The sequence below is a fragment of the Kribbella sp. NPDC056861 genome (genome assembly GCF_040687575.1).
Classification (GTDB): Bacteria; Actinomycetota; Actinomycetes; order Propionibacteriales; family Kribbellaceae; genus Kribbella.
In genome coordinates, this window is the sequence record NZ_JBFBNQ010000003.1 from 677,197 (window position 1) to 699,248 (window position 22,052).

Here is a 22,052-nt window from a genome sequence, read left to right on the forward strand (position 1 = left end):
TTTTGACAATCGGGAGATAACACATCGTGCTCGACGTGAACTTCTTCGACGAGCTTCGGATCGGCCTGGCGACCGCGGATGAGATCCGCCAGTGGTCGCACGGCGAGGTCAAGAAGCCCGAGACGATCAACTACCGGACGCTCAAGCCCGAGCGTGACGGTCTGTTCTGCGAGAAGATCTTCGGTCCCACCCGGGACTGGGAGTGCTACTGCGGTAAGTACAAGCGTGTCCGCTTCAAGGGCATCATCTGTGAGCGGTGTGGCGTAGAGGTCACCCGGTCCAAGGTGCGTCGCGAGCGGATGGGCCACATCGAGCTGGCCGCGCCGGTCACCCACATCTGGTACTTCAAGGGTGTCCCGTCGCGACTCGGTTACCTGCTCGACCTCGCCCCGAAGGACCTCGAGAAGGTCATCTACTTCGCGGCGTACATGATCACCGACGTCGACGACGAGGCGCGGCACCGCGACCTCTCGTCGTTGGAGGGCCGGACCGATGTCGAGCGCAAGCAGCTCGAGGGCCGGCGCGACAACGACATCGAGACCCGGATGAAGAAGCTCGAGGAGGACCTCGCCCAGCTCGAGGCCGAGGGCGCGAAGGCCGACGTTCGCCGCAAGGTGAAGGAAGGCGCCGAGCGTGAGGTCAAGCAGCTGCGCGACCGTGCGCAGCGCGAGATCGACCGCCTGGACGAGGTGTGGAGCCGGTTCAAGTCGCTCAAGGTCCAGGACCTCGAGGGTGACGAGATCCTGTACCGCGCCATGAAGGAGCGGTTCGGCAAGTACTTCTCCGGCTCGATGGGCGCCGCCGCGATCCAGCGCCGGCTGCAGACCTTCGACCTGAAGGCCGAGGCCGCCAGCCTGCGCGAGACGATCAAGACCGGTAAGGGCCAGCGCAAGACGCGGGCCCTGAAGCGGCTCAAGGTCGTCACCGCGTTCCTGGCGACCAACAACAGCCCGATGGGCATGGTGCTCGACTGCGTTCCGGTGATCCCGCCGGACCTGCGGCCGATGGTCCAGCTCGACGGTGGCCGGTTCGCCACCTCCGACCTGAACGACCTGTACCGCCGGGTGATCAACCGGAACAACCGGCTCAAGCGGCTGCTCGACCTGGGCGCGCCGGAGATCATCGTCAACAACGAGAAGCGGATGCTCCAGGAGGCCGTCGACGCGCTGTTCGACAACGGCCGCCGTGGACGTCCCGTCACCGGCCCGGGCAACCGGCCGCTGAAGTCGCTGTCCGACATGCTCAAGGGCAAGCAGGGCCGGTTCCGTCAGAACCTGCTGGGCAAGCGCGTCGACTACTCCGGCCGTTCGGTCATCGTGGTCGGCCCGCAGCTGAAGCTGCACCAGTGCGGTCTGCCGAAGGCGATGGCGCTGGAGCTGTTCAAGCCGTTCGTGATGAAGCGGCTGGTCGATCTCAACCACGCGCAGAACATCAAGTCCGCCAAGCGGATGGTCGAGCGCCAGCGGTCCCAGGTCTGGGACGTGCTGGAAGAGGTCATCACCGAGCACCCGGTGCTGCTGAACCGCGCGCCCACCCTGCACCGACTGGGGATCCAGGCGTTCGAGCCGCAGCTGATCGAGGGCAAGGCGATCCAGATCCACCCGCTCGTCTGCTCCGCGTTCAACGCGGACTTCGACGGTGACCAGATGGCGGTGCACCTGCCGCTGTCGGCCGAGGCCCAGGCCGAGGCGCGGATCCTGATGCTGTCGACGAACAACATCCTGAAGCCTGCTGACGGCCGTCCGGTCACGATGCCGACCCAGGACATGATCATCGGCATCTACTTCCTGACGATGCTCAAGGAAGGCGAGCTCGGCGAGGGCCGGGCGTTCAGCTCGCTGGCGGAGGCCCTGATGGCCTTCGACCGCAAGGAGCTGTCGCTGCAGGCCAAGATCACGCTCCGGCTCGACCAGGCCGGTGCGCCGGCCGGTTCGACCGAGCGCCCGAACGGTGGGTTCTCGCTGGAGACCACGCTGGGTCGCGCCCTGTTCAACGAGGCGCTGCCGAGCGACTACACCTTCGTGGACGTCGAGGTCGGCAAGAAGCAGCTGGGCTCGATCGTCAACGATCTGGCCGAGCGCTACTCCAAGGTCCAGGTGGCCTACTGCCTGGACGCGCTGAAGGACCTCGGTTTCCGCTGGGCCACCCGGTCGGGTGTCACGGTGTCGATCGACGACTTCAGTACGCCGCCGAGCAAGCCCGAGATCATGGCGCGCTACGAGGCCCAGGCCGAGAAGGTCCAGAAGCAGTTCGAGCGGGGTCTGATCACCTCGTCCGAGCGGCGGCAGGAACTGATCGAGATCTGGACCGGCGCCAACGCCGAGGTCGGCAAGGCGATGGAGGAGAACTTCGCCAAGGCCAACCCGATCTGGATGATGGTGCACTCGGGCGCCCGTGGAAACATGATGCAGATCCGGCAGATCGCCGGTATGCGTGGTCTGGTGGCCAACCCGAAGGGCGAGATCATCGCCCGGCCGATCAAGTCCAACTTCCGCGAGGGCCTGTCGGTGGTCGAGTACTTCATCGCCACCCACGGTGCTCGTAAGGGTCTTGCCGACACCGCGCTGCGGACCGCCGACTCGGGGTACCTGACCCGTCGTCTGGTGGACGTCTCGCAGGACGTCATCATCCGCGAGGAGGACTGCGGCACCGAGCGCGGTCTGCCGAAGCTGATCGGCGAGCCCGGTCCGGACGGCAAGATCGTGCACGCCGAGAACGTGGAGACCAGCGCGTACGCACGCACCCTGGCCACCGACACGTTCGACGCGAAGGGCACGCTGGTGCTCGCCGCTGGCAGCGACCTGGGCGATGTCTCCATCGCCGCTCTGGTGGCAGCCGGGATCGAGCAGGTCAAGGTCCGCTCCGTGCTGACCTGTGACGCCAAGACGGGAACCTGCGCGAAGTGCTACGGCCGTTCGCTGGCGACCGGCAAGCCGGTCGACATCGGTGAGGCCGTCGGTATCATCGCGGCGCAGTCCATCGGTGAGCCCGGTACGCAGCTGACCATGCGGACCTTCCACACCGGTGGTGTCGCGGGTGATGACATCACCCACGGTCTGCCGCGGGTGGTCGAGCTCTTCGAGGCTCGCCAGCCCAAGGGCAAGGCGCCGATCGGTGAAGCTGCCGGCCGGATCGCGATCGAGGACACCGACAAGACCCGGAAGCTGGTGCTCACCCCGGACGACGGTTCCGAGGAGGTCGCCTACCCGGTGTCGAAGCGGGCCCGTCTGCTGATCGAGGACGGTCAGCAGGTCGAGGTCGGCCAGCAGTTGACGCAAGGTACGCCGGACCCGCAGGAAGTGCTGCGAATCCTGGGTATCCGCAAGGCGCAGGAGCACCTGGTCGACGAGGTACAGGCCGTGTACCGGTCGCAGGGTGTGGCGATCCACGACAAGCACATCGAGATCATCGTCCGGCAGATGCTGCGCCGGGTCACGGTGATCGAGTCCGGCGAGGCGAACCTGCTGCCGGGCGAGCTGGCGGACCGGCTGCTGTTCGAGGCCGAGAACCGTCGGGTCGTGTCCGAGGGCGGTACGCCGGCCTCGGGTCGTCCGGTGCTGATGGGTATCACCAAGGCGTCGCTCGCGACCGAGTCGTGGCTGTCGGCCGCCTCCTTCCAGGAGACGACCAGGGTCCTGACCGAGGCCGCGATCCACGGCAAGTCCGACTCGCTGGTCGGTCTGAAGGAGAACGTCATCATCGGAAAGCTGATCCCGGCGGGTACCGGCATGGACCGGTACCGCAACATCCGGGTGGAGCCCACCGAGGAGGCGAAGGCCGCGATGTACTCGATGGTCGGCTACGAGTCGTACGACTACGACTTCGGTCCGTCCGCCGGGCAGTCGGTCCCGCTCGACGACTTCGATCTGGGCTCGTACCAGAAGTAGGTCATCGCAGTACCCGTCGAGGGCGGCACTCCCACCAGGGGGTGCCGCCCTCGCGGCGTTTGCAGCACGATTGCCTCATGGCCGAGAACAAGACCGTCCGTACCGGCGCCTCCGTCGACGAGTTCCTCTCGTCGGTGCCCGAGCCGCGCCGCTCCGACGCGCGGGAACTCAACACGCTGCTGACCGAGCTGGCCGGTTGCGAGCCGGCCATGTGGGGCCCGTCGATCGTCGGCTTCGGCGACCGGCGGCTGGTCTACGCGAGCGGTAAGGAACTGGACTGGTTCGACGTCGGCTACTCGCCGCGGAAGACCTCACTGACCCTCTACCTGTCCGACGGTTTCGACGGGTACGCCGAACTGCTGGCGCGGCTCGGGCCGCACAAGCACACCGTCTCCTGCCTCCATCTCAAGCGGCTGGCGGACGCCGATCCCGAGGTACTGGCCGAGCTGCTCGTTGCGTCGATCGCGGCGGCCCGCAACGGCTGAGTCCGGGCCGGCCGAGACCCTGGTTGCCCTTGGCAACAAGGGAAGTACCGGCCGGATCGACGTACCGGCAGGGGTTACGGGTGTTGCTGGTGGGGCGACACGCCGAGGGTGGTCGGTCGGCTCCGGAGTGTTGCGAGGGGTGGGCGTGGAAGTGTCGGCGGGATGCGCGAAGATGACGCGTATGACGGACCTCCCGCCCTACCTGCAACCGTTCGTGCTGGACGTCGAGCAGGGGGCGGAGCGCAGTACCGATCGGGTCGGGCAGCTGGACTTCCACCGGCCCGCCGGGACCGCGCGGACCGGCGCCGTGCTGTTGGTCCACGGCGGTCCGATGCCGCCGGAGCTCGAGGTGCAGCCGCGGGACTGGCCGGTCTTCCAGGGGTATGCCGCGGCGATCGCTCAGCGCGGTCAGGTGGCTGTCACGGTCGACCACAGCCTGATCCGCGGACTCGACCAGCTGGCGACCGCGGCGGACGACGTGGAGGCCGCTGTCGGCGTACTGCGCGCCGATCCGCAGGTGGACCCGGAGCGGGTCGTGCTGTGGTTCTTCTCCGGCGGTGGACTGCTGGCGGGGGAGTGGCTGGACAGCCGCCCCGACTGGCTGCGCGCCGTCGTCCTGACCTATCCGATGCTCGCCACTCCGCCCGGTGTCGACGAACTGGTTTCCGCCGCCGAAGTGATCGGCAAACACAAGGACCTGCCGGTGCTGCTGACGAGAGTCGGCCGCGAGCGTGAAGAACTCGCCCGACCGGTGGCGGAGTTCGTCTCCGCCGGCGGTACCGCGCTGGACATCATCGACGTACCGAAAGGGCAACACGGCTTCGACATGCTCGACCACAGCGAAGAGTCCCGCGCCGCGGTGACCAAAGCCTTGGACTGGGCCATCGCCCACCTGGGCGAAGACCCCACTGCTCCCAGTCAGCTCCCCATCCCAGCCACCACCATCCCGGCCCCCACCCAGCAACCCAGCAAAACCCCCGCCACTGCACGGTCAGCTGCTGGCACGGCCGCCCCGTCCACGACGGGCCTGGTCGCGCCGCCGGCTCCGCGCCAGACCTCCGGTGGTGAGCGAGGCGAGGCGGCTGTGGCATCGGCTCGCTCGACTGCCGCCAGCGGCACCGCCGCACCGACGGCTGCCTCCGGCCTGGTCGCTCCGCCTGCCGCGGGGGACACCGCTCCGGCAGCGGCTCGGACCGAGGCTGTTGTCGAGCCGAGTCGGTCGGCTGGGTTCGTGCCGGCCGAGAAGCCTGCTGCGCCCGCCAGCCAGCAAGCTGCGGCCACCGCGACCGAGACCGCGGCCTCGCGGGTGGTCGGGCGGGTGCATGCGGCGTTCGAGGCGCATGACCTCGAGGCGTTCCTGGCGATGTACTCGCCGACGGCTCAGCTGCAGTTCGCCGACGGCCCGGTGATGCGCGGCCGCCGTTCGCTGCGTGAGCACTACCGCCCGCAGTTCGAGGCGGGGGAGTGCGAGCGGGTGCTGGTGCAGCGGATGCTGGTCGGTGACTGGGTGATCGAGCAGACCCTGACCAACGGCACCCCGACGGTGGCGCTCTACCAAGTACAGGACGGCCTGATCACCGAGGTCCGCTTCCTGGCCTGACCGCTGGTCCAGCTAGCAGTTCGAGCGCACCGCGACCACCATCGCGGTGCGCTCGAACTGGTTCAGGCCATGATGCCGAGCGGCGAAGGCTTCCAGCCCGGGAAGACCTTGCCCGCTTGCCCTTCGCTGAGCCCGAGCCGCCGCATCACGATCTCCGACAGCACGTCGCGGTAGTCGTTGGTCCCCGGCACATCACCCTGATCCAGTACGCCGGACGCCAACCCCTCCCACTTCCCGTGCACCCCGCCCTTGACCCCGCCACCCAGCACCAGCGCGACGCCGCCGTGCCCGTGGTCGGTCCCGCTGTTCGCGTTCTGCTCCACCCGCCGGCCGAACTCGCTCATCGTCACCACCGTGGTGTTGTCCAGGTCAGGCCCGAGCTCCGCCGCAAACGCAGCAAGGGCACCCGCGACCGTCTTCAGTGAGTTGGTCATGTCGCCACCGTCGACCGTGCCGAGGCCGGTGTGCATGTCCCAGCCACCAAGGTCCACAGTGGCCACCCGTACTCCGGCCTTCGACTTGATCAGCTGCGCCAACGTCGCCAGAGCCGCCCCGAACTCTCCATCCGGGTAGCCGCGATCCTTCGCCGGCGTCACCTGCTGCTTGGCATAGCTCTGCGCCTGCGCCGAAGCCTGCAAGGCATCCAGCCCCTGCACACCCAGCGGATGATCGATTCCCGTGTAGAGCGTCTTGAGCGCCGCCAGCGTCTGCGGCGCCACTCCGTCGATCCCCTTGACGGTGAAGTCCTTCAGCGAAGTCAGCATCACCGGGTTGGAGTCACCCAGCAGCGACCGGCTCATCCGGGCGCCGATCCCCAGCCCGCGGAACGTAGTACCGGGGCCCAGCTCCTGCAGGACTCTGTCGAGCCAGCCGGACTGCACCGACGACCGTGCAGCTCCACCGCGCTCCAGACAGTCCTGCGCCTGGAAGTGGCTGCGCGTCAGATCCGGCGTAGACACAGCCGGTACTGCGGCCACCTTGCCCGCCGTCATCAGCGGCAGCAGCGGACCAAGCGCCGGGTGCATCCCGAACCCACGCTGCACATTGATCAACGAAGCAGCCCGTACTGCGATCGACGGCCGAGCCTTCAGCAGTTCGGGATCGTCAGCAGGCACTACCACCGACAACCCGTCCATGCCGCCCCGCAGGAAGATGACGATCAACGTGCCACCCGGGTCAGCGCCAGGTGCCGCCCAGGAGATCCGAGTGGTCACCAGTTGCGAAGCCATGGCGGCAACGCCCACTCCCATGCCACCTGCCAACAGGCGACGCCGGGTGAAGCCCCTACTCCATTGCGACTCCCTGTCCTCTCCATCAGCCGCTACTGCAGCAGCCTGCGCCCGCAGTACTGCGTCAGCCGGTGTCGGGCCGAGGCGTCGCCAGTCCGGGCAGTCGGGGTGCAGGGAGGCGAGTGTGTCTCTCATGGGCTGGTACTCCTTCACCGGGCCAGGAACTGCGGGGAGTCGAGAACCAGGGCAACGACGTGCCCTGCTTGCCACTCCATCCGCCCCTGGTCGACGCGGGCGGTGGGCTTGGCCTGGACGAAGGTCGACAGGGCCGTGCGTTGCCGGGTGTCGGGCCGTTGCCCGATCAGTCGCTCACCCAGCCGGTCGAACCACTCTTTGTAGGTATCGCCCTTGCGAGGACGCAGCGCCGACGGCAGCTTGGCCTGCTTCATCCCGTCCCACCAGCCGTAGGTGAGGGCCCGGTGCATCGACCAGCGCTCCAGCATCTGGCCGGCGGACGCCCAGGCCGGAGCGACATCGGGGTAGCCGTTGGGGGAGGGCCAGGCCAGCGGTGCATGGCCGAGGTTGTTGAGCTCCCAGTAGACGGCTTCCAGTCCCTTGGCGGTGGCAGGTCCGAACGGCAGGTCGAGGGCACGTGCGCTACTGACCACGTCTTCGAGCGGCCGTTTCGTCTTCTGCCCAAGGGAGTTCCAGAACTCGCTGCTGCGGAACAGCGCGGTCAGCATCGGCAGGATCGCGGTGTTGTTGGTCAGATAGATCTGTGCGAGCCGGTTGACCAGTTCGGCCGGGGGAGAGTCGGAGACGAACCGTACGACGAGTTTGCGCGCGATGGTCTTGGCAGTCGCCGGGTGCTTGGCCAAGTAGTCGAGGTAGCGGTCGCCGGTGGCCAGGCCGCCTTTGCCCGAGGTATTGGCCGCAGACCAGCCGAGCACCTTCACCCGGCCGGTGCGGTGCTTGTCGGCGACGTACTCGAAGGTGCCTTCCTTGGTGGCGCTGCGGCCACTCAGTACATAGGCACTGGCCCGTACGTCCTTCTCTGTATAACCGGAAGACACTCCGACCGTGTGCAATTCCAGCAACTCGCGGCCGAGGTTCTCGTTGACGCTGTCGCGGGTCGACTGGTCGTTGTCGAGGAACCGCAGCATCGCGGGGTGCCGCATCGCGGCCTTCAACATGTCGCTGTACCGACCGAAGGCGTGCCGCCGGATCACCGACACCGCGTACTGCGGCGCGACGTCCCAGCCACGGTCCGACGGCGTCGCGACGTGCAGATGGTTGGCGAAGACGTCGACGACGACCTCGAAGAGTTGCCTGCTGCCGAACACCTGCCGGCCCAGCGTCGCCGTCCCCGTGTGGAACATGGCCTCCCACGAGTACTCCGGGATCGACCGCCGGACAGTCGCCGGATCCGCACCGGCCAGTGACACTGCCTTCCACACCTGGTCGCCGGCCGGGTCCTTCGCTGTCGGCGACAACTGAGCCGCCAGCCACTTGTCGATCCCGAGCTTCTCCAGACTCTGTACGTCGGAAGGACGCGGGCCGAAGGTGGCCCGGTTGAGCAGATGGCGACGGGCCTGTGCGTCCGTCAGCGGTCCGCCCTTGCTGACCAGCAAGCCGGGGGAGGCGTGGCCGGCCTTGGCGGCGGCCGCGTAACCGGCGTACTCCTGGGGCTTGCCGGTCTGCGCTGCGGGCTTGGAGCCCTTGGCGGCGACGAAGCTGGAGTCGCGATCCTCGCCGGCGGTGGCGAGACTCGGCTGCTGGGCGATCTTGGCGCGGGCTGCCGTGGTACGGGCTGAGCCGTCGGGGGGAGACGCGGCCAGCACCCGGTTCTGGAGCGAATCGGGGCGGCTGATGATCTCCGCTGCAAGCCCGCCGGCGGCCAAGGTGCCGGCGACGGCTCCAATGGCCGCCCGGCGGGCCACCGGCGACAGGGTCCTGGGGGCGGAAGGACCTGGCGGCGGTTGCTCGTCCGCGGTGAGGCGGGGACGGTTCGAGGGGGCGGGACCGTGATCCACGGGCGTTTCTCCAGGCAAGTGCGGCGGTTACGACAGGGCCCCGTTATCGGGTCGTTACACCCGACGAGCGTGACTATGCCGCAAACTCCGCGGTCTGGAACCGCCGGTCCGGGACTTTTACGTCGATCAGACATTCGGAATCGCAATGGCCCGGCCCGGCCGCGTCAAGAGTGCCGTCCGGGATCCGGTAGACTGACAGCGCGGCTGCGCCTTTGCAGCGAACGGTGAGCTGTTTTGACCGTGCTAGAGGCAGCCGCTAGTCTTAACGATCGTGCCCGGGTCATCCTGGGCCGTCATGCGTGCCCCTCGATATTTTTGGGTCAGCGCGTGGCACGGGACTTCTGCCGACAGTCAGAAAGTTTATGACTCCGGCTTGTCCGTGCCCATGCGACACACCCGACCGCGGGGGTCAGGTGCGCAGCAACCGACCGGACGACAGAAAGAGACCTACGCGGTGCCCACCATCCAGCAGTTGGTCCGCAAGGGCCGCCAGGACAAGGTGTCCAAGAACAAGACGCCGGCCCTGAAGGGTTCCCCTCAGCGTCGTGGTGTGTGCACGCGCGTCTACACGACCACCCCGAAGAAGCCGAACTCGGCCCTTCGTAAGGTCGCTCGCGTCCGCCTCACCAGCGGCATCGAGGTCACCGCCTACATTCCCGGCGTCGGCCACAACCTGCAGGAGCACTCCATCGTGCTCGTGCGTGGTGGTCGTGTTAAGGACCTTCCGGGTGTCCGGTACAAGATCATTCGCGGTTCCCTCGACACCCAGGGTGTCAAGAACCGCAAGCAGGCTCGCAGCCGTTACGGCGCGAAGAAGGAGAAGAGCTAATGCCGCGTAAGGGTCCGGCCCCGAAGCGGCCGGTCATCATCGACCCGGTCTACGGCTCGCCGCTCGTCACCCAGTTGATCTCCAAGATCCTGGTCGACGGCAAGAAGCAGATCGCCCAGAGCATCGTCTACTCGGCGCTCGAAGGCACCCGGACGAAGACCGGCACCGATCCCGTCATCACGCTGAAGCGCGCGCTCGACAACGTGAAGCCCAGCATCGAGGTGAAGAGCCGCCGCGTCGGTGGCGCCACCTACCAGGTGCCGATCGAGGTCAAGCCCAACCGCTCGACCACGCTCGCCCTGCGCTGGCTCACGTCGTACTCCCGCGCCCGTCGCGAGAAGACGATGTCCGAGCGCCTGATGAACGAGCTGCTGGACGCGTCGAACGGTCTCGGTGCCGCAGTCAAGCGCCGCGAGGACACGCACAAGATGGCCGAAGCCAACAAGGCTTTCGCCCACTACCGCTGGTGAGCCGGGGCCCGGTCCCGGGCCCCCGCGTTCACTCTTTGAAGCTAGACAGAAGCGAGAGGTAGACCACCGAGGTGGCCGTACAAATCACCACCGACCTGAGCATGGTGCGCAACATCGGCATCATGGCCCACATCGACGCCGGCAAGACGACGACGACCGAGCGGATCCTGTTCTACACCGGTATTACGTACAAGATCGGTGAGGTCCACGACGGCGCCGCCACGATGGACTGGATGGAGCAGGAGCAGGAGCGCGGCATCACCATCACGTCCGCCGCGACGACCTGCACCTGGAAAGACCACACCATCAACATCATCGACACCCCTGGGCACGTCGACTTCACCGTCGAGGTGGAGCGCTCGCTGCGCGTCCTCGACGGGGCCGTCGCGGTGTTCGACGGTGTCGCGGGTGTCGAGCCGCAGTCCGAGACCGTGTGGCGCCAGGCGGACCGGTACGGCGTACCGCGGATCTGCTTCGTCAACAAGCTCGACCGCACCGGCGCCGAGTTCATGCGCTGCGTCGACATGATCGTCGACCGGCTGGCCGCGGTGCCGCTGGTGCTGCAGCTGCCGATCGGCTCCGAGGCCGACTTCATCGGCGTCATCGACCTGGTCGGCATGCGTGCCCTGACCTGGCGTGGCGAGACCACGATGGGTGAGGACTACACCGTCGAGGAGATCCCGGCCAGTCACGCCGAGCTCGCCGCCGAGTGGCGCGACAAGCTGATCGAGACGCTCGCCGAGGGCGACGACGAGATCATGGAGCAGTACCTGGAAGGCGAGCAGCCGACCCAGGAGCAGATCGTGGCCGGCATCCGCCGCGCGACGATCGCCTCCAAGCTGACCCCCGTGCTGACCGGTACCGCGTTCAAGAACAAGGGCGTCCAGCCCCTGCTCGACGCGATCAACGCCTACCTGCCGAGCCCGCTCGACGTCCCCGACATCGAGGGTCACGACATCAAGGACGGCAGCACCGTCGTGCTGCGCAAGCCGGACGACTCCGAGCCCTTCTCGGCGCTGGCCTTCAAGATCGCGGCCGACCCGCACCTGGGCAAGCTGACCTTCATCCGGGTCTACTCGGGCAAGCTCGAGACCGGCACCCAGGTGCTGAACCCGACCAAGGGCCGCAAGGAGCGGATCGGCAAGATCTACCGCATGCACGCGAACAAGCGTGAGGAGATCGCGTCGGTCGGCGCCGGCCACATCGTCGCCGTGATGGGTCTGAAGGACACCACCACCGGTGAGACGCTGTGCGACCCGGCCAAGCCGGTCCTGCTCGAGTCGATGACGTTCCCGGCGCCGGTCATCTCGGTGGCCATCGAGCCGAAGTCGAAGGCCGACCAGGAGAAGCTCGGCGTCGCGATCCAGCGGCTGGCCGACGAGGACCCGACCTTCCAGGTCCGGACCGACGAGGACACCGGCCAGACGATCATCGCAGGCATGGGTGAGCTGCACCTCGAGGTGCTGGTCGACCGGATGAAGCGCGAGTTCCGCGTCGAGGCCAACGTCGGCAAGCCCCAGGTCGCCTACCGCGAGACGATCAAGAAGAAGGTCGAGAAGGTCGACTACACGCACAAGAAGCAGACCGGCGGTTCGGGTCAGTTCGCGCGTGTGATCATCAACATCGAGCCGACTTCCGTCGAGGCCGGTGGCGAGGGCGGTTACGAGTTCGTCAACGCCGTCACCGGTGGCCGCATCCCCCGGGAGTACATCCCGTCGGTGGACGAGGGTGCTCAGGAAGCCATGGAGTTCGGCGTCCTGGCCGGCTACCCGATGGTGGACGTCAAGGTCACCCTGACCGACGGCGCCTACCACGACGTCGACTCGTCCGAGCTGGCCTTCAAGATCGCCGGTTCGATGGCGTTCAAGGACGCCGCCCGCCGGGCGACCCCGATCATCCTCGAGCCGATGTTCGCGGTCGAGGTGCTCACCCCCGAGGACTACATGGGTGAAGTGATCGGTGACCTCAACTCACGTCGAGGCTCGATCCAGTCGATGGCTGACGGACCTGGTGGCTCACGGGCCATCAAGGCCACCGTGCCGTTGTCCGAGATGTTCGGGTACGTCGGTGACCTTCGGTCGAAGACCCAGGGCCGCGCGTCGTACTCGATGCAGTTCGATTCCTACGCCGAGGTTCCGAAGAACGTGGCGGAAGAGATCATCAAGAAGGCTCGCGGCGAGTAATCTCGCTCCGGCCCAACCAACCCACAGCGCGTCGGCGTACGGCGTAAGTCAACATTTTCCAGGAGGGCCCCAGTGGCTAAGGCGAAGTTCGAGCGGACTAAGCCGCACGTCAACATCGGCACCATCGGTCACATCGACCACGGTAAGACCACTCTTACCGCGGCGATCACCAAGGTGCTGCACGACAAGTACCCGACCCTCAACGAGGCGTCGGCCTTCGATCAGATCGACAAGGCGCCGGAAGAGCGTCAGCGCGGTATCACCATCTCCATCGCGCACGTCGAGTACCAGACCGAGGCCCGGCACTACGCCCACGTTGACTGCCCCGGGCACGCGGACTACATCAAGAACATGATCACCGGTGCGGCTCAGATGGACGGTGCGATCCTGGTTGTCGCCGCCACCGACGGCCCGATGCCCCAGACGCGTGAGCACGTGCTGCTCGCCCGCCAGGTCGGCGTGCCGGCGATGGTCGTCGCCCTGAACAAGTGCGACATGGTCGACGACGAGGAGATCCTGGAGCTCGTCGAGCTCGAGGTTCGCGAGCTGCTCTCCGAGCAGGAGTTCGACGGCGACAACGCGCCGGTCGTCCAGGTCGCGGCGCACCCGGCCCTGCAGGGTGACGAGAAGTGGGGTGAGTCGATCCTGAAGCTGATGGATGCGGTCGACGCCTACATCCCGCAGCCGGTTCGCGAGATCGACAAGCCGTTCCTGATGCCGGTGGAGGACGTCTTCACCATCACGGGTCGCGGCACCGTCATCACCGGCCGGATCGAGCGTGGCGTGGTCAAGGTCAACGAGACCGTCGACCTGATCGGTATCCGTACCGAGAAGCAGACCACCACGGTCACCGGTATCGAGATGTTCCGCAAGCTGCTCGACACCGGTGAGGCCGGCGAGAACGTCGGTCTGCTGCTTCGTGGCACCAAGCGCGAAGACGTCGAGCGCGGCATGGTCGTCATCAAGCCGGGCACCACGACGCCGCACACCAACTTCGACGCGTCGGTCTACATCCTGTCGAAGGAGGAGGGCGGCCGTCACACGCCGTTCTTCCAGAACTACCGGCCCCAGTTCTACTTCCGCACCACGGACGTCACCGGCGTCGTCACGCTGCCCGAGGGCACCGAGATGGTCATGCCGGGCGACAACACCGACATGTCGGTCGAGCTGATCCAGCCGATCGCCATGGAAGAGGGCCTGAAGTTCGCGATCCGTGAAGGTGGCCGCACCGTCGGCGCCGGCCGGGTCACCAAGATCCTCAAGTGATTTCATGAGGTCCGCGAGGGCTCGCACGTTGAGCCCTCGCGGATCTCTGCTTTAGGCGGATATCGCCTGAAGCCACCTCGATTGGCATTCCGATGCCGATCTCTGGCACAATATTCAGGTTGCTCAGGCGAGGTTGCCGGGGCGCGCCCCAGAGAGGTTTTCTGGCTGGTGCGCCGGACCGGAGACCATGCCGAGGTCCGGTCCGAGACCGAGCCCCGATCTCCATCCCAGGGTCGAATGTGTGTGGTGACGCGCGTGCCGCGTCCGCGACACACCCGACCGCGGGGGTCGGAGCGACAAAGACGAAGACGAAGAGAAGGACGTAGCGAAGCGATGGCGGGACAAAAGATCCGCATCCGGCTGAAGGCCTACGACCACGAGGTCATCGACAGTTCGGCGCGCAAGATCGTCGACACGGTGACGCGTACTGGTGCGAAGGTTGCTGGCCCGGTGCCGTTGCCGACGGAAAAGAACGTGTTCTGCGTCATCCGCTCGCCGCACAAGTACAAGGACAGCCGCGAGCACTTCGAGATGCGCACCCACAAGCGGCTCATCGACATCATCGACCCCACGCCGAAGACCGTCGACTCGCTGATGCGTCTCGACCTGCCGGCCGGTGTCGACATCGAGATCAAGCTCTGAGGGAAAACGCGAAACCAATGAGCATTCAAAAGAACACGCGAGGTCTGCTGGGCACCAAGCTCGGCATGACCCAGACCTGGGACGAGAACAACCGAGTCGTCCCCGTCACCGTGATCCAGGCCGGTCCGTGCGTGGTGACCGAGGTTCGCACCTCGTCCAGCCACGGCTACGACGGCGTGCAGATCGCGTTCGGCGACATCGACCCCCGCAAGGTGACCTCGCCGATGCGCGGCCACTTCGAGAAGGCCGGCGTGACTCCTCGCCGCCACCTGCTCGAACTGCGCACCGCTGACGCCAGCGAGTACACCCTCGGCCAGGAGATCAAGGCCGAGGCGTTCGCCGCGGGCGAGATCGTCGATGTGTCCGCCACCAGCAAGGGCAAGGGCTTTGCCGGTGTCATGAAGCGACACGGCTTCCACGGCCTCCGCGCCACCCACGGTGTGCACAAGAAGCACCGTTCGCCGGGATCCATCGGCGGTTGCGCGACCCCTGGTCGTGTCTTCAAGGGAATGAAGATGGCCGGCCGGATGGGCAACGAGAAGGTCACCACGCAGAACGTGACGGTCCACGCGATCGACACCGAGCGTGGCCTGATCCTGCTCAAGGGTGCCGTTCCCGGCCCCCGTGGCGGCCTCGTGCTGATCCGCAACGCCGCGAAGGGAGCTACCAAATGAGCACCGTTGACATCGTCGTCGTGAAGGGCGACAAGGTCAGCAAGAAGGGCTCCGCGGAGCTCCCCGCCGAGCTGTTCGACGTCCAGGTCAACATCCCGTTGATCCACCAGGTCGTCGTGGCGCAGCTGGCCGCCGCCCGTCAGGGCACGCACAAGGTCAAGCGCCGGGGCGAGGTGTCCGGTGGTGGCGCCAAGCCGTACCGCCAGAAGGGCACCGGCCGCGCCCGTCAGGGCTCGACCCGCGCGCCGCAGTTCACCGGTGGTGGCGTGGTGCACGGCCCGACCCCGCGTGACTACAGCCAGCGGACCCCGAAGAAGATGATCGCCGCCGCCCTGCGCGGAGCGCTCTCGGACCGGGCCCGTGAAGGCCGCGTCCTCGTGGTCGACCAGTTCGTGGACGGCGACGTGCCCTCCACCAAGGTCGCCAAGAAGGTGCTGGCCGAGATCACCGAGTTCCTCAAGGTGCTCGTGGTGGTCGAGCGCGACGACGACGTGGCGCTGCTCAGCCTGCGCAACGTGCCGACCGTGCACCTGATCGCGGCCGACCAGCTGAACGCGTACGACGTGCTGTGCAACGACGCGGTGATCTTCACCAAGGCGTCGCTGGACACCTTCGTCGCCGGTTCGCCGAAGGGCAAGTCCGTCAAGGCTGTCGCGACGTCGACCGAAGCCGAGCAGGAGGTAGAAGCATGAGCCACGGAGTCAACAAAGACGCGCGTGACGTGCTGCTGCGGCCGGTCGTGAGCGAGAAGAGCTACGGCCTGCTGGACGAGCAGAAGTACACGTTCGAGGTCGCCCCGGACGCCAACAAGACCGAGATCAAGCTCGCGGTCGAGAAGGTGTTCAAGGTCCGCGTGACCAGCGTCAACACGCTCAACCGCAAGGGCAAGCGCCGCCGTACCCGTACGGGCTGGGGCAAGCGTCCCGACACCAAGCGGGCGATCGTCAGCCTGGACGGCGACGACCGCATCGACATCTTCGGAGGCCAGTCGTAATGGGTATCCGCAAATACAAGCCGACGACCCCGGGCCGTCGTGGCTCGAGCGTGGCCGACTTCGTCGAGCTCACCCGTTCGACCCCCGAGAAGTCGCTGCTGCGCCCGCTGCCCAAGAAGGGCGGCCGGAACAGCTCCGGCAAGATCACCACCCGGCACCACGGTGGCGGTCACAAGCGGGCGTACCGCCTGATCGACTTCAAGCGGTACGACAAGGACGGCGTGCCGGCCAAGGTCGCCGAGATCGAGTACGACCCGAACCGCACCGCGCGGATCGCGCTGCTGCACTACGTCGACGGCGAGAAGCGCTACATCCTCGCCCCGGCCAAGCTGGAGCAGGGCACGATCATCGAGAACGGTCCGGCCGCGGACATCAAGGTCGGCAACAACCTGCCGCTGCGCAACATCCCGGTCGGTTCGACGATCCACGCGGTCGAGCTTCGTCCCGGTGGCGGCGCCAAGATGGCCCGCTCCGCCGGCGCCAGCGTTCAGCTGGTCGCCAAGGAGGGCCGGATGGCCACCCTGCGGATGCCGTCCGGCGAGGTCCGGATGGTCGACGTGCGCTGCCGCGCCACCCTCGGTGAGGTCGGCAACGGCGAGCAGTCGAACATCAACTGGGGCAAGGCCGGCCGGATGCGCTGGAAGGGCAAGCGCCCGACCGTCCGTGGTGTCGCGATGAACCCGGTTGACCACCCGCACGGTGGTGGTGAGGGTAAGACCTCCGGTGGACGTCACCCGGTGTCCCCATGGGGCCAGCCTGAAGGCCGCACCCGCGGCCGCAAGGAAAGCGACCGCATGATCGTCCGGCGCCGCAAGGCCGGCAAGAAGCGCTGATAGGAGCCGGACAGAATGCCACGCAGCCTGAAGAAGGGCCCGTTCGTCGACCACCACCTGCTCAAGAAGGTGGAGGTGCAGAACGAAAAGGGCACCAAGAACGTCATCAAGACCTGGTCGCGCCGATCGATGATCATTCCCGACATGATCGGCCACACGCTTGCGGTGCACGACGGGCGCAAGCACGTCCCGGTGTTCGTGACGGACGCGATGGTCGGGCACAAGCTCGGCGAGTTCGCCCCGACCCGGACGTTCAAGGGTCACGAGAAGGACGACCGCAAGGCACGGCGTCGCTGACCTCGGTCAGTTGACGACGCGCAAGCAACCTACGGAGAGATTCGAACATCATGAGCGTTCAAGAGCGTAGGGCCGTCAGTGCCCGTCGCGAGAGCCTGTTGGGCGACGAGCCCGGGGCCTTCGCGGTCGCGCGCTTCGTCCGCGTGACGCCTATGAAGGCGCGCCGCGTGGTCGACCTGGTGCGCGGCATGGGCATCGACGATGCACTCGCCACTCTGAAGTTCGCCCCGCAGGCCGCTGCCGCGACCGTGTACAAGGTCGTCGACAGCGCCGCGGCGAACGCCGAGGGCACCGAGCACCTGAGCCGGACCGACCTGGTCGTGACGAAGGCCTTCGTGGACGAGGGACCGACGCTGAAGCGTCACCGCCCGCGTGCACAGGGCCGGGCGACCAGGATCGACAAGCGGACCAGCCACATCACCATCGTGGTCGGCCCGAAGGTCGAAGCCGAGAAGCCGGCCAAGAAGGCCGACGCCAAGCAGGCAGAAGCCAAGCAGGACGACGTCAAGAAGACGGTGGCCAAGAAGGCCCCCGCCAAGAAGGCGCCGGCCAAGAAGGCGACCGCCAAAAAGGCTGAGAAGAAGGAGACCCGATAGTGGGCCAGAAGGTTAACCCGCACGGGTTCCGACTCGGCATCAGCACGGACCACAAGAGCCGTTGGTACGCCGACAAGCTCTACAAGGACTACGTGGGCGAGGACGTCAAGATCCGTCGCCTGCTGGGCAAGGGCATGGAGCGCGCCGGCATCTCCCGCGTGGAGATCGAGCGCACCCGTGACCGGGTCCGGGTGGACATCCACACCGCCCGTCCGGGCATCGTGATCGGTCGCCGCGGCGCCGAGGCGGACCGGATCCGGGGCAGCCTCGAGGAGCTCACCGGCAAGCAGGTGCAGCTGAACATCCTCGAGGTCAAGAACGCCGAGGTCGACGCGCAGCTGGTCGCCCAGGGCGTGGCCGAGCAGCTGTCCGGCCGGGTGGCGTTCCGCCGCGCGATGCGGAAGGCGATGCAGACCACCATGCGTGGCGGCGCCCTCGGCATCCGGATCCAGTGCTCCGGTCGTCTGGGTGGCGCGGAGATGTCGCGGTCGGAGTTCTACCGCGAAGGCCGGGTTCCGCTGCACACCCTGCGCGCGGACATCGACTACGGCTTCTACGAGGCCCGTACGACCTTCGGCCGGATCGGCGTGAAGGTCTGGATCTACAAGGGCGACGTCGCCGGCACCCGCGCTGAGCGCGAGGCGCAGGCAGCCGCTCGTGCCGCCACCCAGCAGCGTGGCCGTCCGGCCCGCCGCGACGGTGGTGGCGGTGGCGACCGTGACCGTGGTGGTCGCGGTGGTGACCGTGGCGGTCGCGGTGGCGACCGTCGTGACGGTGGCGCCCCGGCCGCGAAGGCCGAGGCCCCCAAGGCTGACGCCCCGGCGACCGACAAGCCGGCCGAGACGACCGGAACGGAGAGCTGAACCGTGCTCATCCCCCGCAAGGTCAAGCACCGCAAGCAGCACCACCCGAAGCGCTCCGGCGCTGCCAAGGGCGGTACCACGCTGGCGTTCGGTGAGTTCGGTATCCAGGCGCTGGAGAACCACTACGTCACCAACCGGCAGATCGAGTCCGCTCGTATCGCGATGACCCGGCACATCAAGCGCGGCGGAAAGGTCTGGATCAACATCTACCCGGACCGCCCGCTGACCAAGAAGCCGGCCGAGACCCGGATGGGTTCCGGTAAGGGTTCGCCCGAGTGGTGGATCGCGAACGTCAAGACCGGCCGGGTTCTGTTCGAGCTCTCCGGTGTCGACGAGGACGTCGCTCGCGAGGCCATGCGCCGCGCGATTCACAAGTTGCCGATGAAGTGCCGCTTCATCAGCCGAGAGTCAGGTGAGAACTGATGGCTATCCTGACTGCCGCCGAACTGCGGAACCTGGGCAAGGACGAGCTTCTGGCGAAGCTGGCCGAGGCCAAGGAGGAGCTGTTCAACCTCCGTTTCCAGGCTGCCACGGGTCAGCTGGAGTCCCACGGCCGGCTGCGCGCCGTCCGCAAGGACATTGCTCGCATCTACACGGTGCTGACCGAGCGGGCGCTCGGCATCACCGAAGAGGTTGACGCACCCGTGGCCGCGGCAGACGCCGAGGTCGAGGTTGACGAGACCGCGGATGCGGACGACAGCGAGAAGGCCGGGAGCAAGGCATGACCGAGAACGTAGCCAAGGACGAGACCGTGACGACCGAGCAGCCGCGCAGCAGCCGCAAGACCCGTGAGGGCCTGGTGCTGAGCGACAAGATGGACAAGACCGTCACGGTCGAGGTCGAGGACCGGGTCAAGCACAAGCTGTACGGCAAGGTCATCCGCCGCACTCGCAAGCTCAAGGCCCACGACGAGCAGAACGCCGCCGGCATCGGCGACCGGGTTCTCCTGATGGAGACCCGGCCGCTGTCGGCGACCAAGCGTTGGCGCATCGTGGAGATCCTCGAAAAGGCGAAGTGACCAGCCTCGCCTCGCAGTACCCAATCGAAATCATTCGTTCCGCAAGGCTCACCCCGCGTGAGAACCAGCGAGACAACCAGGAGATCAACAGATGATCCAGCAGGAGTCGCGACTGAAGGTCGCCGACAACACGGGTGCCAAGGAGATCTTGTGCATCCGCGTTCTCGGTGGCTCCGGTCGGCGCTACGCCGGTGTCGGTGACACGATCGTCGCCACCGTCAAGGATGCGATCCCGGGTGGCGGCGTCAAGAAGGGCGACGTCGTCAAGGCTGTCATCGTGCGCACCGTGAAGGAGCGCCGGCGTCCGGACGGCTCCTACATCCGGTTCGACGAGAACGCCGCGGTGATCCTCAAGGCCGACGGCGAGCCGCGCGGTACCCGCATCTTCGGGCCGGTCGGCCGCGAATTGCGTGAGAAGAAGTTCATGAAGATCATCTCGCTGGCTCCGGAGGTGCTCTGAGATGGCTAACAAGCCGCAGCAGAAGGTGCAGCGTTCGCTGCACGTCAAGAAGGGTGATCTCGTTCGCGTGATCGCCGGCAAGTCCAAGGGCCTCGAGGGCAAGATCATCTCGGTGCTTCCTGAGGCCGAGAAGGTCATCGTCGAAGGCGTCAACCGGGTCAAGAAGCACACCAAGGTGCAGCAGGCCCAGCGCGGCGGCACCACGGGTGGCATCGTCACCCAGGAAGCCCCGATCCACGTCTCCAACGTGATGCTTCTGGTCGAGATCGAGAAGGACGGCAAGAAGCAGAAGGTGACCACCCGCGTCGGTTACAACCGCGTCGAGGTGCAGAAGCGGCGCCCCGACGGCTCGACGTACACCGGTTTCCGGAGCGTTCGAATCTCGCGGCGTACCGGCGAGGAGATCTGATGACCACCGCAGCTCCCGAGGCGAAGACGTTGCCCCGGCTGAAGACCAAGTACCGCGAAGAGATCGTCGCGAAGCTGAACGAGGAGTTCAGCTTCGACAACGTCATGCAGGTGCCCGGGCTCACCAAGATCGTGGTGAACATGGGTGTCGGCGAGGCGGCGCGTGACTCCAAGCTGATCGACGGCGCGATCAAGGACCTGGCCGCGATCACCGGCCAGAAGCCGTCGGTGACCAAAGCCCGCAAGTCGATCGCGCAGTTCAAGCTGCGTGAGGGCATGCCGATCGGCGCGCACGTCACGCTGCGCGGCGACCGGATGTGGGAGTTCCTGGACCGGTTGCTCTCGCTCGCACTGCCCCGGATCCGCGACTTCCGCGGTCTGTCCCCGAAGCAGTTCGACGGCAACGGCAACTACACCTTCGGTCTGACCGAGCAGGTGATGTTCCACGAGATCAACCAGGACAAGATCGACCGGGTTCGCGGAATGGACATCACCGTGGTGACCACCGCCAAGAACGACGACGAGGGGCGCGCGCTGCTGCGGCAGCTCGGCTTCCCGTTCAAGGAGAACTGACGTGGCGAAGACAGCACTCAAGGTCAAGCAGGCCCGTACGCCGAAGTTCGCGGTGCGTGGTTACACGCGCTGCCAGCGCTGCGGCCGGCCCAAGGCCGTCTTCCGCAAGTTCGGCCTGTGCCGGATCTGCCTGCGCGAGATGGCACACCGGGGCGAGCTGCCCGGTGTCACCAAGTCCAGCTGGTGACCATCCGCACTGCCAGCACCGTTCTTTTCTTTACTCAAAATCTAGTCACCGTAGGTCGCCTTGAGGCGAAACCACGGCGGGAAAGAGGCCCCAGGCCATGACGATGACCGACCCGATCGCAGACATGTTGACACGTCTGCGCAACGCCAACCAGGCGTATCACGAGTCGACCCAGATGCCTTACAGCAAGATCAAGCAAGGCATCGCCGACATCCTCCAGCAGGAGGGTTACATCTCCTCCTACCAGGTCGAGGAGCCCAAAGAGGGCACCGTCGGTAAGACCCTGGTCGTTGACCTGAAGTTCGGCCCGAGCCGTGAGCGCTCGATCGCCGGAGTTCGGCGGATCAGCAAGCCCGGCCTGCGGGTGTACGCGAAGTCGACCAATCTGCCCAAGGTGCTCGGTGGCCTCGGCGTCGCGATCATCTCGACGTCACAGGGACTCCTGACCGACCGGCAGGCCAAGAACAAGGGCGTTGGCGGGGAAGTCCTCGCCTACGTCTGGTGACGAAGAACCGGAAGGAGGAC

25 protein-coding genes are annotated in these 22,052 nt (G+C 66.7%); 23 read left to right on the forward strand and 2 right to left on the reverse strand.

From position 1 onward, the window contains the following. Window positions 1-26: 26 nt before the first annotated feature. From AB0P21_RS17070 to AB0P21_RS17080, 3 genes are all read left to right on the forward strand, one after another. The gene (locus tag AB0P21_RS17070) at window positions 27-3,887 is read left to right on the forward strand and encodes a DNA-directed RNA polymerase subunit beta' (protein ID WP_363697602.1); all 3,861 of its coding nucleotides are present in this window, start codon (window positions 27-29) and stop codon (window positions 3,885-3,887) included. A gap of 77 nt (window positions 3,888-3,964) precedes the next feature. Beyond that, on the forward strand, window positions 3,965-4,372 hold the full coding sequence (locus AB0P21_RS17075) for a DUF1801 domain-containing protein (protein WP_363697604.1): 408 nt from the start codon (window positions 3,965-3,967) through the stop codon (window positions 4,370-4,372). A 181-nt stretch (window positions 4,373-4,553) separates the two neighbouring features. Next, on the forward strand, window positions 4,554-5,972 hold the full coding sequence (locus tag AB0P21_RS17080) for a nuclear transport factor 2 family protein (RefSeq protein ID WP_363697606.1): 1,419 nt from the start codon (window positions 4,554-4,556) through the stop codon (window positions 5,970-5,972). Window positions 5,973-6,034: 62 nt separating this feature from the next. Here AB0P21_RS17080 and AB0P21_RS17085 read toward each other — a convergent pair whose 3' ends face one another. Together AB0P21_RS17085 and AB0P21_RS17090 are read right to left on the reverse strand one after the other, a co-directional pair. Further along, window positions 6,035-7,396: a DUF1501 domain-containing protein gene (locus tag AB0P21_RS17085; protein ID WP_363697608.1), complete on the reverse strand. Its 1,362-nt coding sequence runs from the start codon at window positions 7,394-7,396 to the stop codon at window positions 6,035-6,037. A 14-nt stretch (window positions 7,397-7,410) separates the two neighbouring features. After that, the gene (locus tag AB0P21_RS17090; protein WP_363697610.1) at window positions 7,411-9,141 is read right to left on the reverse strand and encodes a DUF1800 domain-containing protein; all 1,731 of its coding nucleotides are present in this window, start codon (window positions 9,139-9,141) and stop codon (window positions 7,411-7,413) included. Window positions 9,142-9,688: 547 nt separating this feature from the next. Between AB0P21_RS17090 and rpsL the strand changes: the two genes are divergently transcribed. From rpsL to rpsH, 20 genes are all read left to right on the forward strand, one after another. Next, window positions 9,689-10,063 carry a 30S ribosomal protein S12 gene (gene rpsL, locus AB0P21_RS17095; protein WP_012923692.1) on the forward strand — a complete coding sequence of 125 codons (375 nt, stop codon included), beginning with the start codon at window positions 9,689-9,691 and terminating at the stop codon, window positions 10,061-10,063. Continuing rightward, window positions 10,063-10,533, forward strand: coding sequence for a 30S ribosomal protein S7 (gene rpsG, locus AB0P21_RS17100; RefSeq protein WP_363697612.1), 471 nt, complete (start codon window positions 10,063-10,065; stop codon window positions 10,531-10,533). Before rpsL ends, rpsG begins: the two co-directional genes overlap by 1 nt. 71 nt (window positions 10,534-10,604) lie before the next feature. Next, window positions 10,605-12,716, forward strand: a complete 2,112-nt coding sequence (gene fusA / locus AB0P21_RS17105; RefSeq protein ID WP_363697614.1) for an elongation factor G — start codon at window positions 10,605-10,607, stop codon at window positions 12,714-12,716. A 72-nt stretch (window positions 12,717-12,788) separates the two neighbouring features. Then, complete coding sequence (tuf, locus tag AB0P21_RS17110; RefSeq protein WP_363697616.1) at window positions 12,789-13,982, forward strand: elongation factor Tu; 1,194 nt, start codon at window positions 12,789-12,791, stop codon at window positions 13,980-13,982. Window positions 13,983-14,315: 333 nt separating this feature from the next. After that, entirely contained in the window at window positions 14,316-14,624 is a 309-nt protein-coding gene (gene rpsJ, locus AB0P21_RS17115; protein ID WP_012923688.1) for a 30S ribosomal protein S10, read from the forward strand. 17 nt (window positions 14,625-14,641) lie between these two features. Continuing rightward, a complete protein-coding gene (gene rplC, locus AB0P21_RS17120; RefSeq protein WP_363697618.1) occupies window positions 14,642-15,298 on the forward strand; it encodes a 50S ribosomal protein L3 in 657 nt (218 codons plus the stop codon). After that, window positions 15,295-15,990: a 50S ribosomal protein L4 gene (gene rplD / locus AB0P21_RS17125; protein ID WP_363697620.1), complete on the forward strand. Its 696-nt coding sequence runs from the start codon at window positions 15,295-15,297 to the stop codon at window positions 15,988-15,990. Before rplC ends, rplD begins: the two co-directional genes overlap by 4 nt. Continuing rightward, window positions 15,987-16,292 (forward strand): 50S ribosomal protein L23, encoded by a 306-nt coding sequence (gene rplW, locus AB0P21_RS17130; protein WP_363697622.1) that lies wholly within the window; start codon window positions 15,987-15,989, stop codon window positions 16,290-16,292. The genes rplD and rplW overlap by 4 nt, the downstream gene beginning before the upstream one ends. Next, entirely contained in the window at window positions 16,292-17,125 is an 834-nt protein-coding gene (gene rplB, locus AB0P21_RS17135) for a 50S ribosomal protein L2 (RefSeq protein WP_328329412.1), read from the forward strand. The genes rplW and rplB overlap by 1 nt, the downstream gene beginning before the upstream one ends. A 15-nt stretch (window positions 17,126-17,140) precedes the next feature. After that, window positions 17,141-17,422 (forward strand): 30S ribosomal protein S19, encoded by a 282-nt coding sequence (gene rpsS / locus AB0P21_RS17140; RefSeq protein WP_020388105.1) that lies wholly within the window; start codon window positions 17,141-17,143, stop codon window positions 17,420-17,422. 50 nt (window positions 17,423-17,472) lie between these two features. Further along, the gene (rplV, locus tag AB0P21_RS17145; RefSeq protein ID WP_363697623.1) at window positions 17,473-18,018 is read left to right on the forward strand and encodes a 50S ribosomal protein L22; all 546 of its coding nucleotides are present in this window, start codon (window positions 17,473-17,475) and stop codon (window positions 18,016-18,018) included. Next, window positions 18,018-18,881: a 30S ribosomal protein S3 gene (rpsC, locus tag AB0P21_RS17150; protein ID WP_363697625.1), complete on the forward strand. Its 864-nt coding sequence runs from the start codon at window positions 18,018-18,020 to the stop codon at window positions 18,879-18,881. The genes rplV and rpsC overlap by 1 nt, the downstream gene beginning before the upstream one ends. Window positions 18,882-18,884: 3 nt before the next feature. After that, the gene (gene rplP, locus AB0P21_RS17155) at window positions 18,885-19,304 is read left to right on the forward strand and encodes a 50S ribosomal protein L16 (RefSeq protein ID WP_363697626.1); all 420 of its coding nucleotides are present in this window, start codon (window positions 18,885-18,887) and stop codon (window positions 19,302-19,304) included. Then, the gene (rpmC, locus tag AB0P21_RS17160) at window positions 19,304-19,606 is read left to right on the forward strand and encodes a 50S ribosomal protein L29 (protein WP_363697627.1); all 303 of its coding nucleotides are present in this window, start codon (window positions 19,304-19,306) and stop codon (window positions 19,604-19,606) included. Before rplP ends, rpmC begins: the two co-directional genes overlap by 1 nt. Beyond that, window positions 19,603-19,899 (forward strand): 30S ribosomal protein S17, encoded by a 297-nt coding sequence (gene rpsQ / locus AB0P21_RS17165; RefSeq protein WP_363697629.1) that lies wholly within the window; start codon window positions 19,603-19,605, stop codon window positions 19,897-19,899. The genes rpmC and rpsQ overlap by 4 nt, the downstream gene beginning before the upstream one ends. 91 nt (window positions 19,900-19,990) lie before the next feature. Further along, window positions 19,991-20,359, forward strand: coding sequence for a 50S ribosomal protein L14 (gene rplN, locus AB0P21_RS17170; RefSeq protein ID WP_020388099.1), 369 nt, complete (start codon window positions 19,991-19,993; stop codon window positions 20,357-20,359). A gap of 1 nt (window position 20,360) precedes the next feature. Then, window positions 20,361-20,768, forward strand: a complete 408-nt coding sequence (gene rplX / locus AB0P21_RS17175; RefSeq protein ID WP_363697631.1) for a 50S ribosomal protein L24 — start codon at window positions 20,361-20,363, stop codon at window positions 20,766-20,768. Further along, window positions 20,768-21,340, forward strand: coding sequence for a 50S ribosomal protein L5 (gene rplE / locus AB0P21_RS17180; protein ID WP_363697633.1), 573 nt, complete (start codon window positions 20,768-20,770; stop codon window positions 21,338-21,340). Before rplX ends, rplE begins: the two co-directional genes overlap by 1 nt. Window position 21,341: 1 nt before the next feature. Then, window positions 21,342-21,527 carry a type Z 30S ribosomal protein S14 gene (locus tag AB0P21_RS17185; RefSeq protein ID WP_132167346.1) on the forward strand — a complete coding sequence of 62 codons (186 nt, stop codon included), beginning with the start codon at window positions 21,342-21,344 and terminating at the stop codon, window positions 21,525-21,527. A gap of 97 nt (window positions 21,528-21,624) precedes the next feature. Beyond that, complete coding sequence (gene rpsH / locus AB0P21_RS17190) at window positions 21,625-22,032, forward strand: 30S ribosomal protein S8 (RefSeq protein ID WP_164598719.1); 408 nt, start codon at window positions 21,625-21,627, stop codon at window positions 22,030-22,032. Window positions 22,033-22,052: the final 20 nt, after the last annotated feature.

Coding starts and splice junctions, on each gene's coding strand:
- AB0P21_RS17075 (WP_363697604.1), top strand. CDS start 3,965: ATGGCCGAGAACAAGACCGTCCGTACCGGCGCCTCCGTCGACGAGTTC.
- rplC (WP_363697618.1), top strand. CDS start 14,642: ATGAGCATTCAAAAGAACACGCGAGGTCTGCTGGGCACCAAGCTCGGC.
- rpsJ (WP_012923688.1), top strand. CDS start 14,316: ATGGCGGGACAAAAGATCCGCATCCGGCTGAAGGCCTACGACCACGAG.
- AB0P21_RS17085 (WP_363697608.1), bottom strand. CDS start 7,396: ATGAGAGACACACTCGCCTCCCTGCACCCCGACTGCCCGGACTGGCGA.
- rplX (WP_363697631.1), top strand. CDS start 20,361: ATGGCTAACAAGCCGCAGCAGAAGGTGCAGCGTTCGCTGCACGTCAAG.
- rplB (WP_328329412.1), top strand. CDS start 16,292: ATGGGTATCCGCAAATACAAGCCGACGACCCCGGGCCGTCGTGGCTCG.
- rpsH (WP_164598719.1), top strand. CDS start 21,625: ATGACGATGACCGACCCGATCGCAGACATGTTGACACGTCTGCGCAAC.
- rplN (WP_020388099.1), top strand. CDS start 19,991: ATGATCCAGCAGGAGTCGCGACTGAAGGTCGCCGACAACACGGGTGCC.
- rplD (WP_363697620.1), top strand. CDS start 15,295: ATGAGCACCGTTGACATCGTCGTCGTGAAGGGCGACAAGGTCAGCAAG.
- rplE (WP_363697633.1), top strand. CDS start 20,768: ATGACCACCGCAGCTCCCGAGGCGAAGACGTTGCCCCGGCTGAAGACC.
- rplW (WP_363697622.1), top strand. CDS start 15,987: ATGAGCCACGGAGTCAACAAAGACGCGCGTGACGTGCTGCTGCGGCCG.
- AB0P21_RS17080 (WP_363697606.1), top strand. CDS start 4,554: ATGACGGACCTCCCGCCCTACCTGCAACCGTTCGTGCTGGACGTCGAG.
- rpmC (WP_363697627.1), top strand. CDS start 19,304: ATGGCTATCCTGACTGCCGCCGAACTGCGGAACCTGGGCAAGGACGAG.
- rpsG (WP_363697612.1), top strand. CDS start 10,063: ATGCCGCGTAAGGGTCCGGCCCCGAAGCGGCCGGTCATCATCGACCCG.
- rpsQ (WP_363697629.1), top strand. CDS start 19,603: ATGACCGAGAACGTAGCCAAGGACGAGACCGTGACGACCGAGCAGCCG.
- rpsS (WP_020388105.1), top strand. CDS start 17,141: ATGCCACGCAGCCTGAAGAAGGGCCCGTTCGTCGACCACCACCTGCTC.
- rplV (WP_363697623.1), top strand. CDS start 17,473: ATGAGCGTTCAAGAGCGTAGGGCCGTCAGTGCCCGTCGCGAGAGCCTG.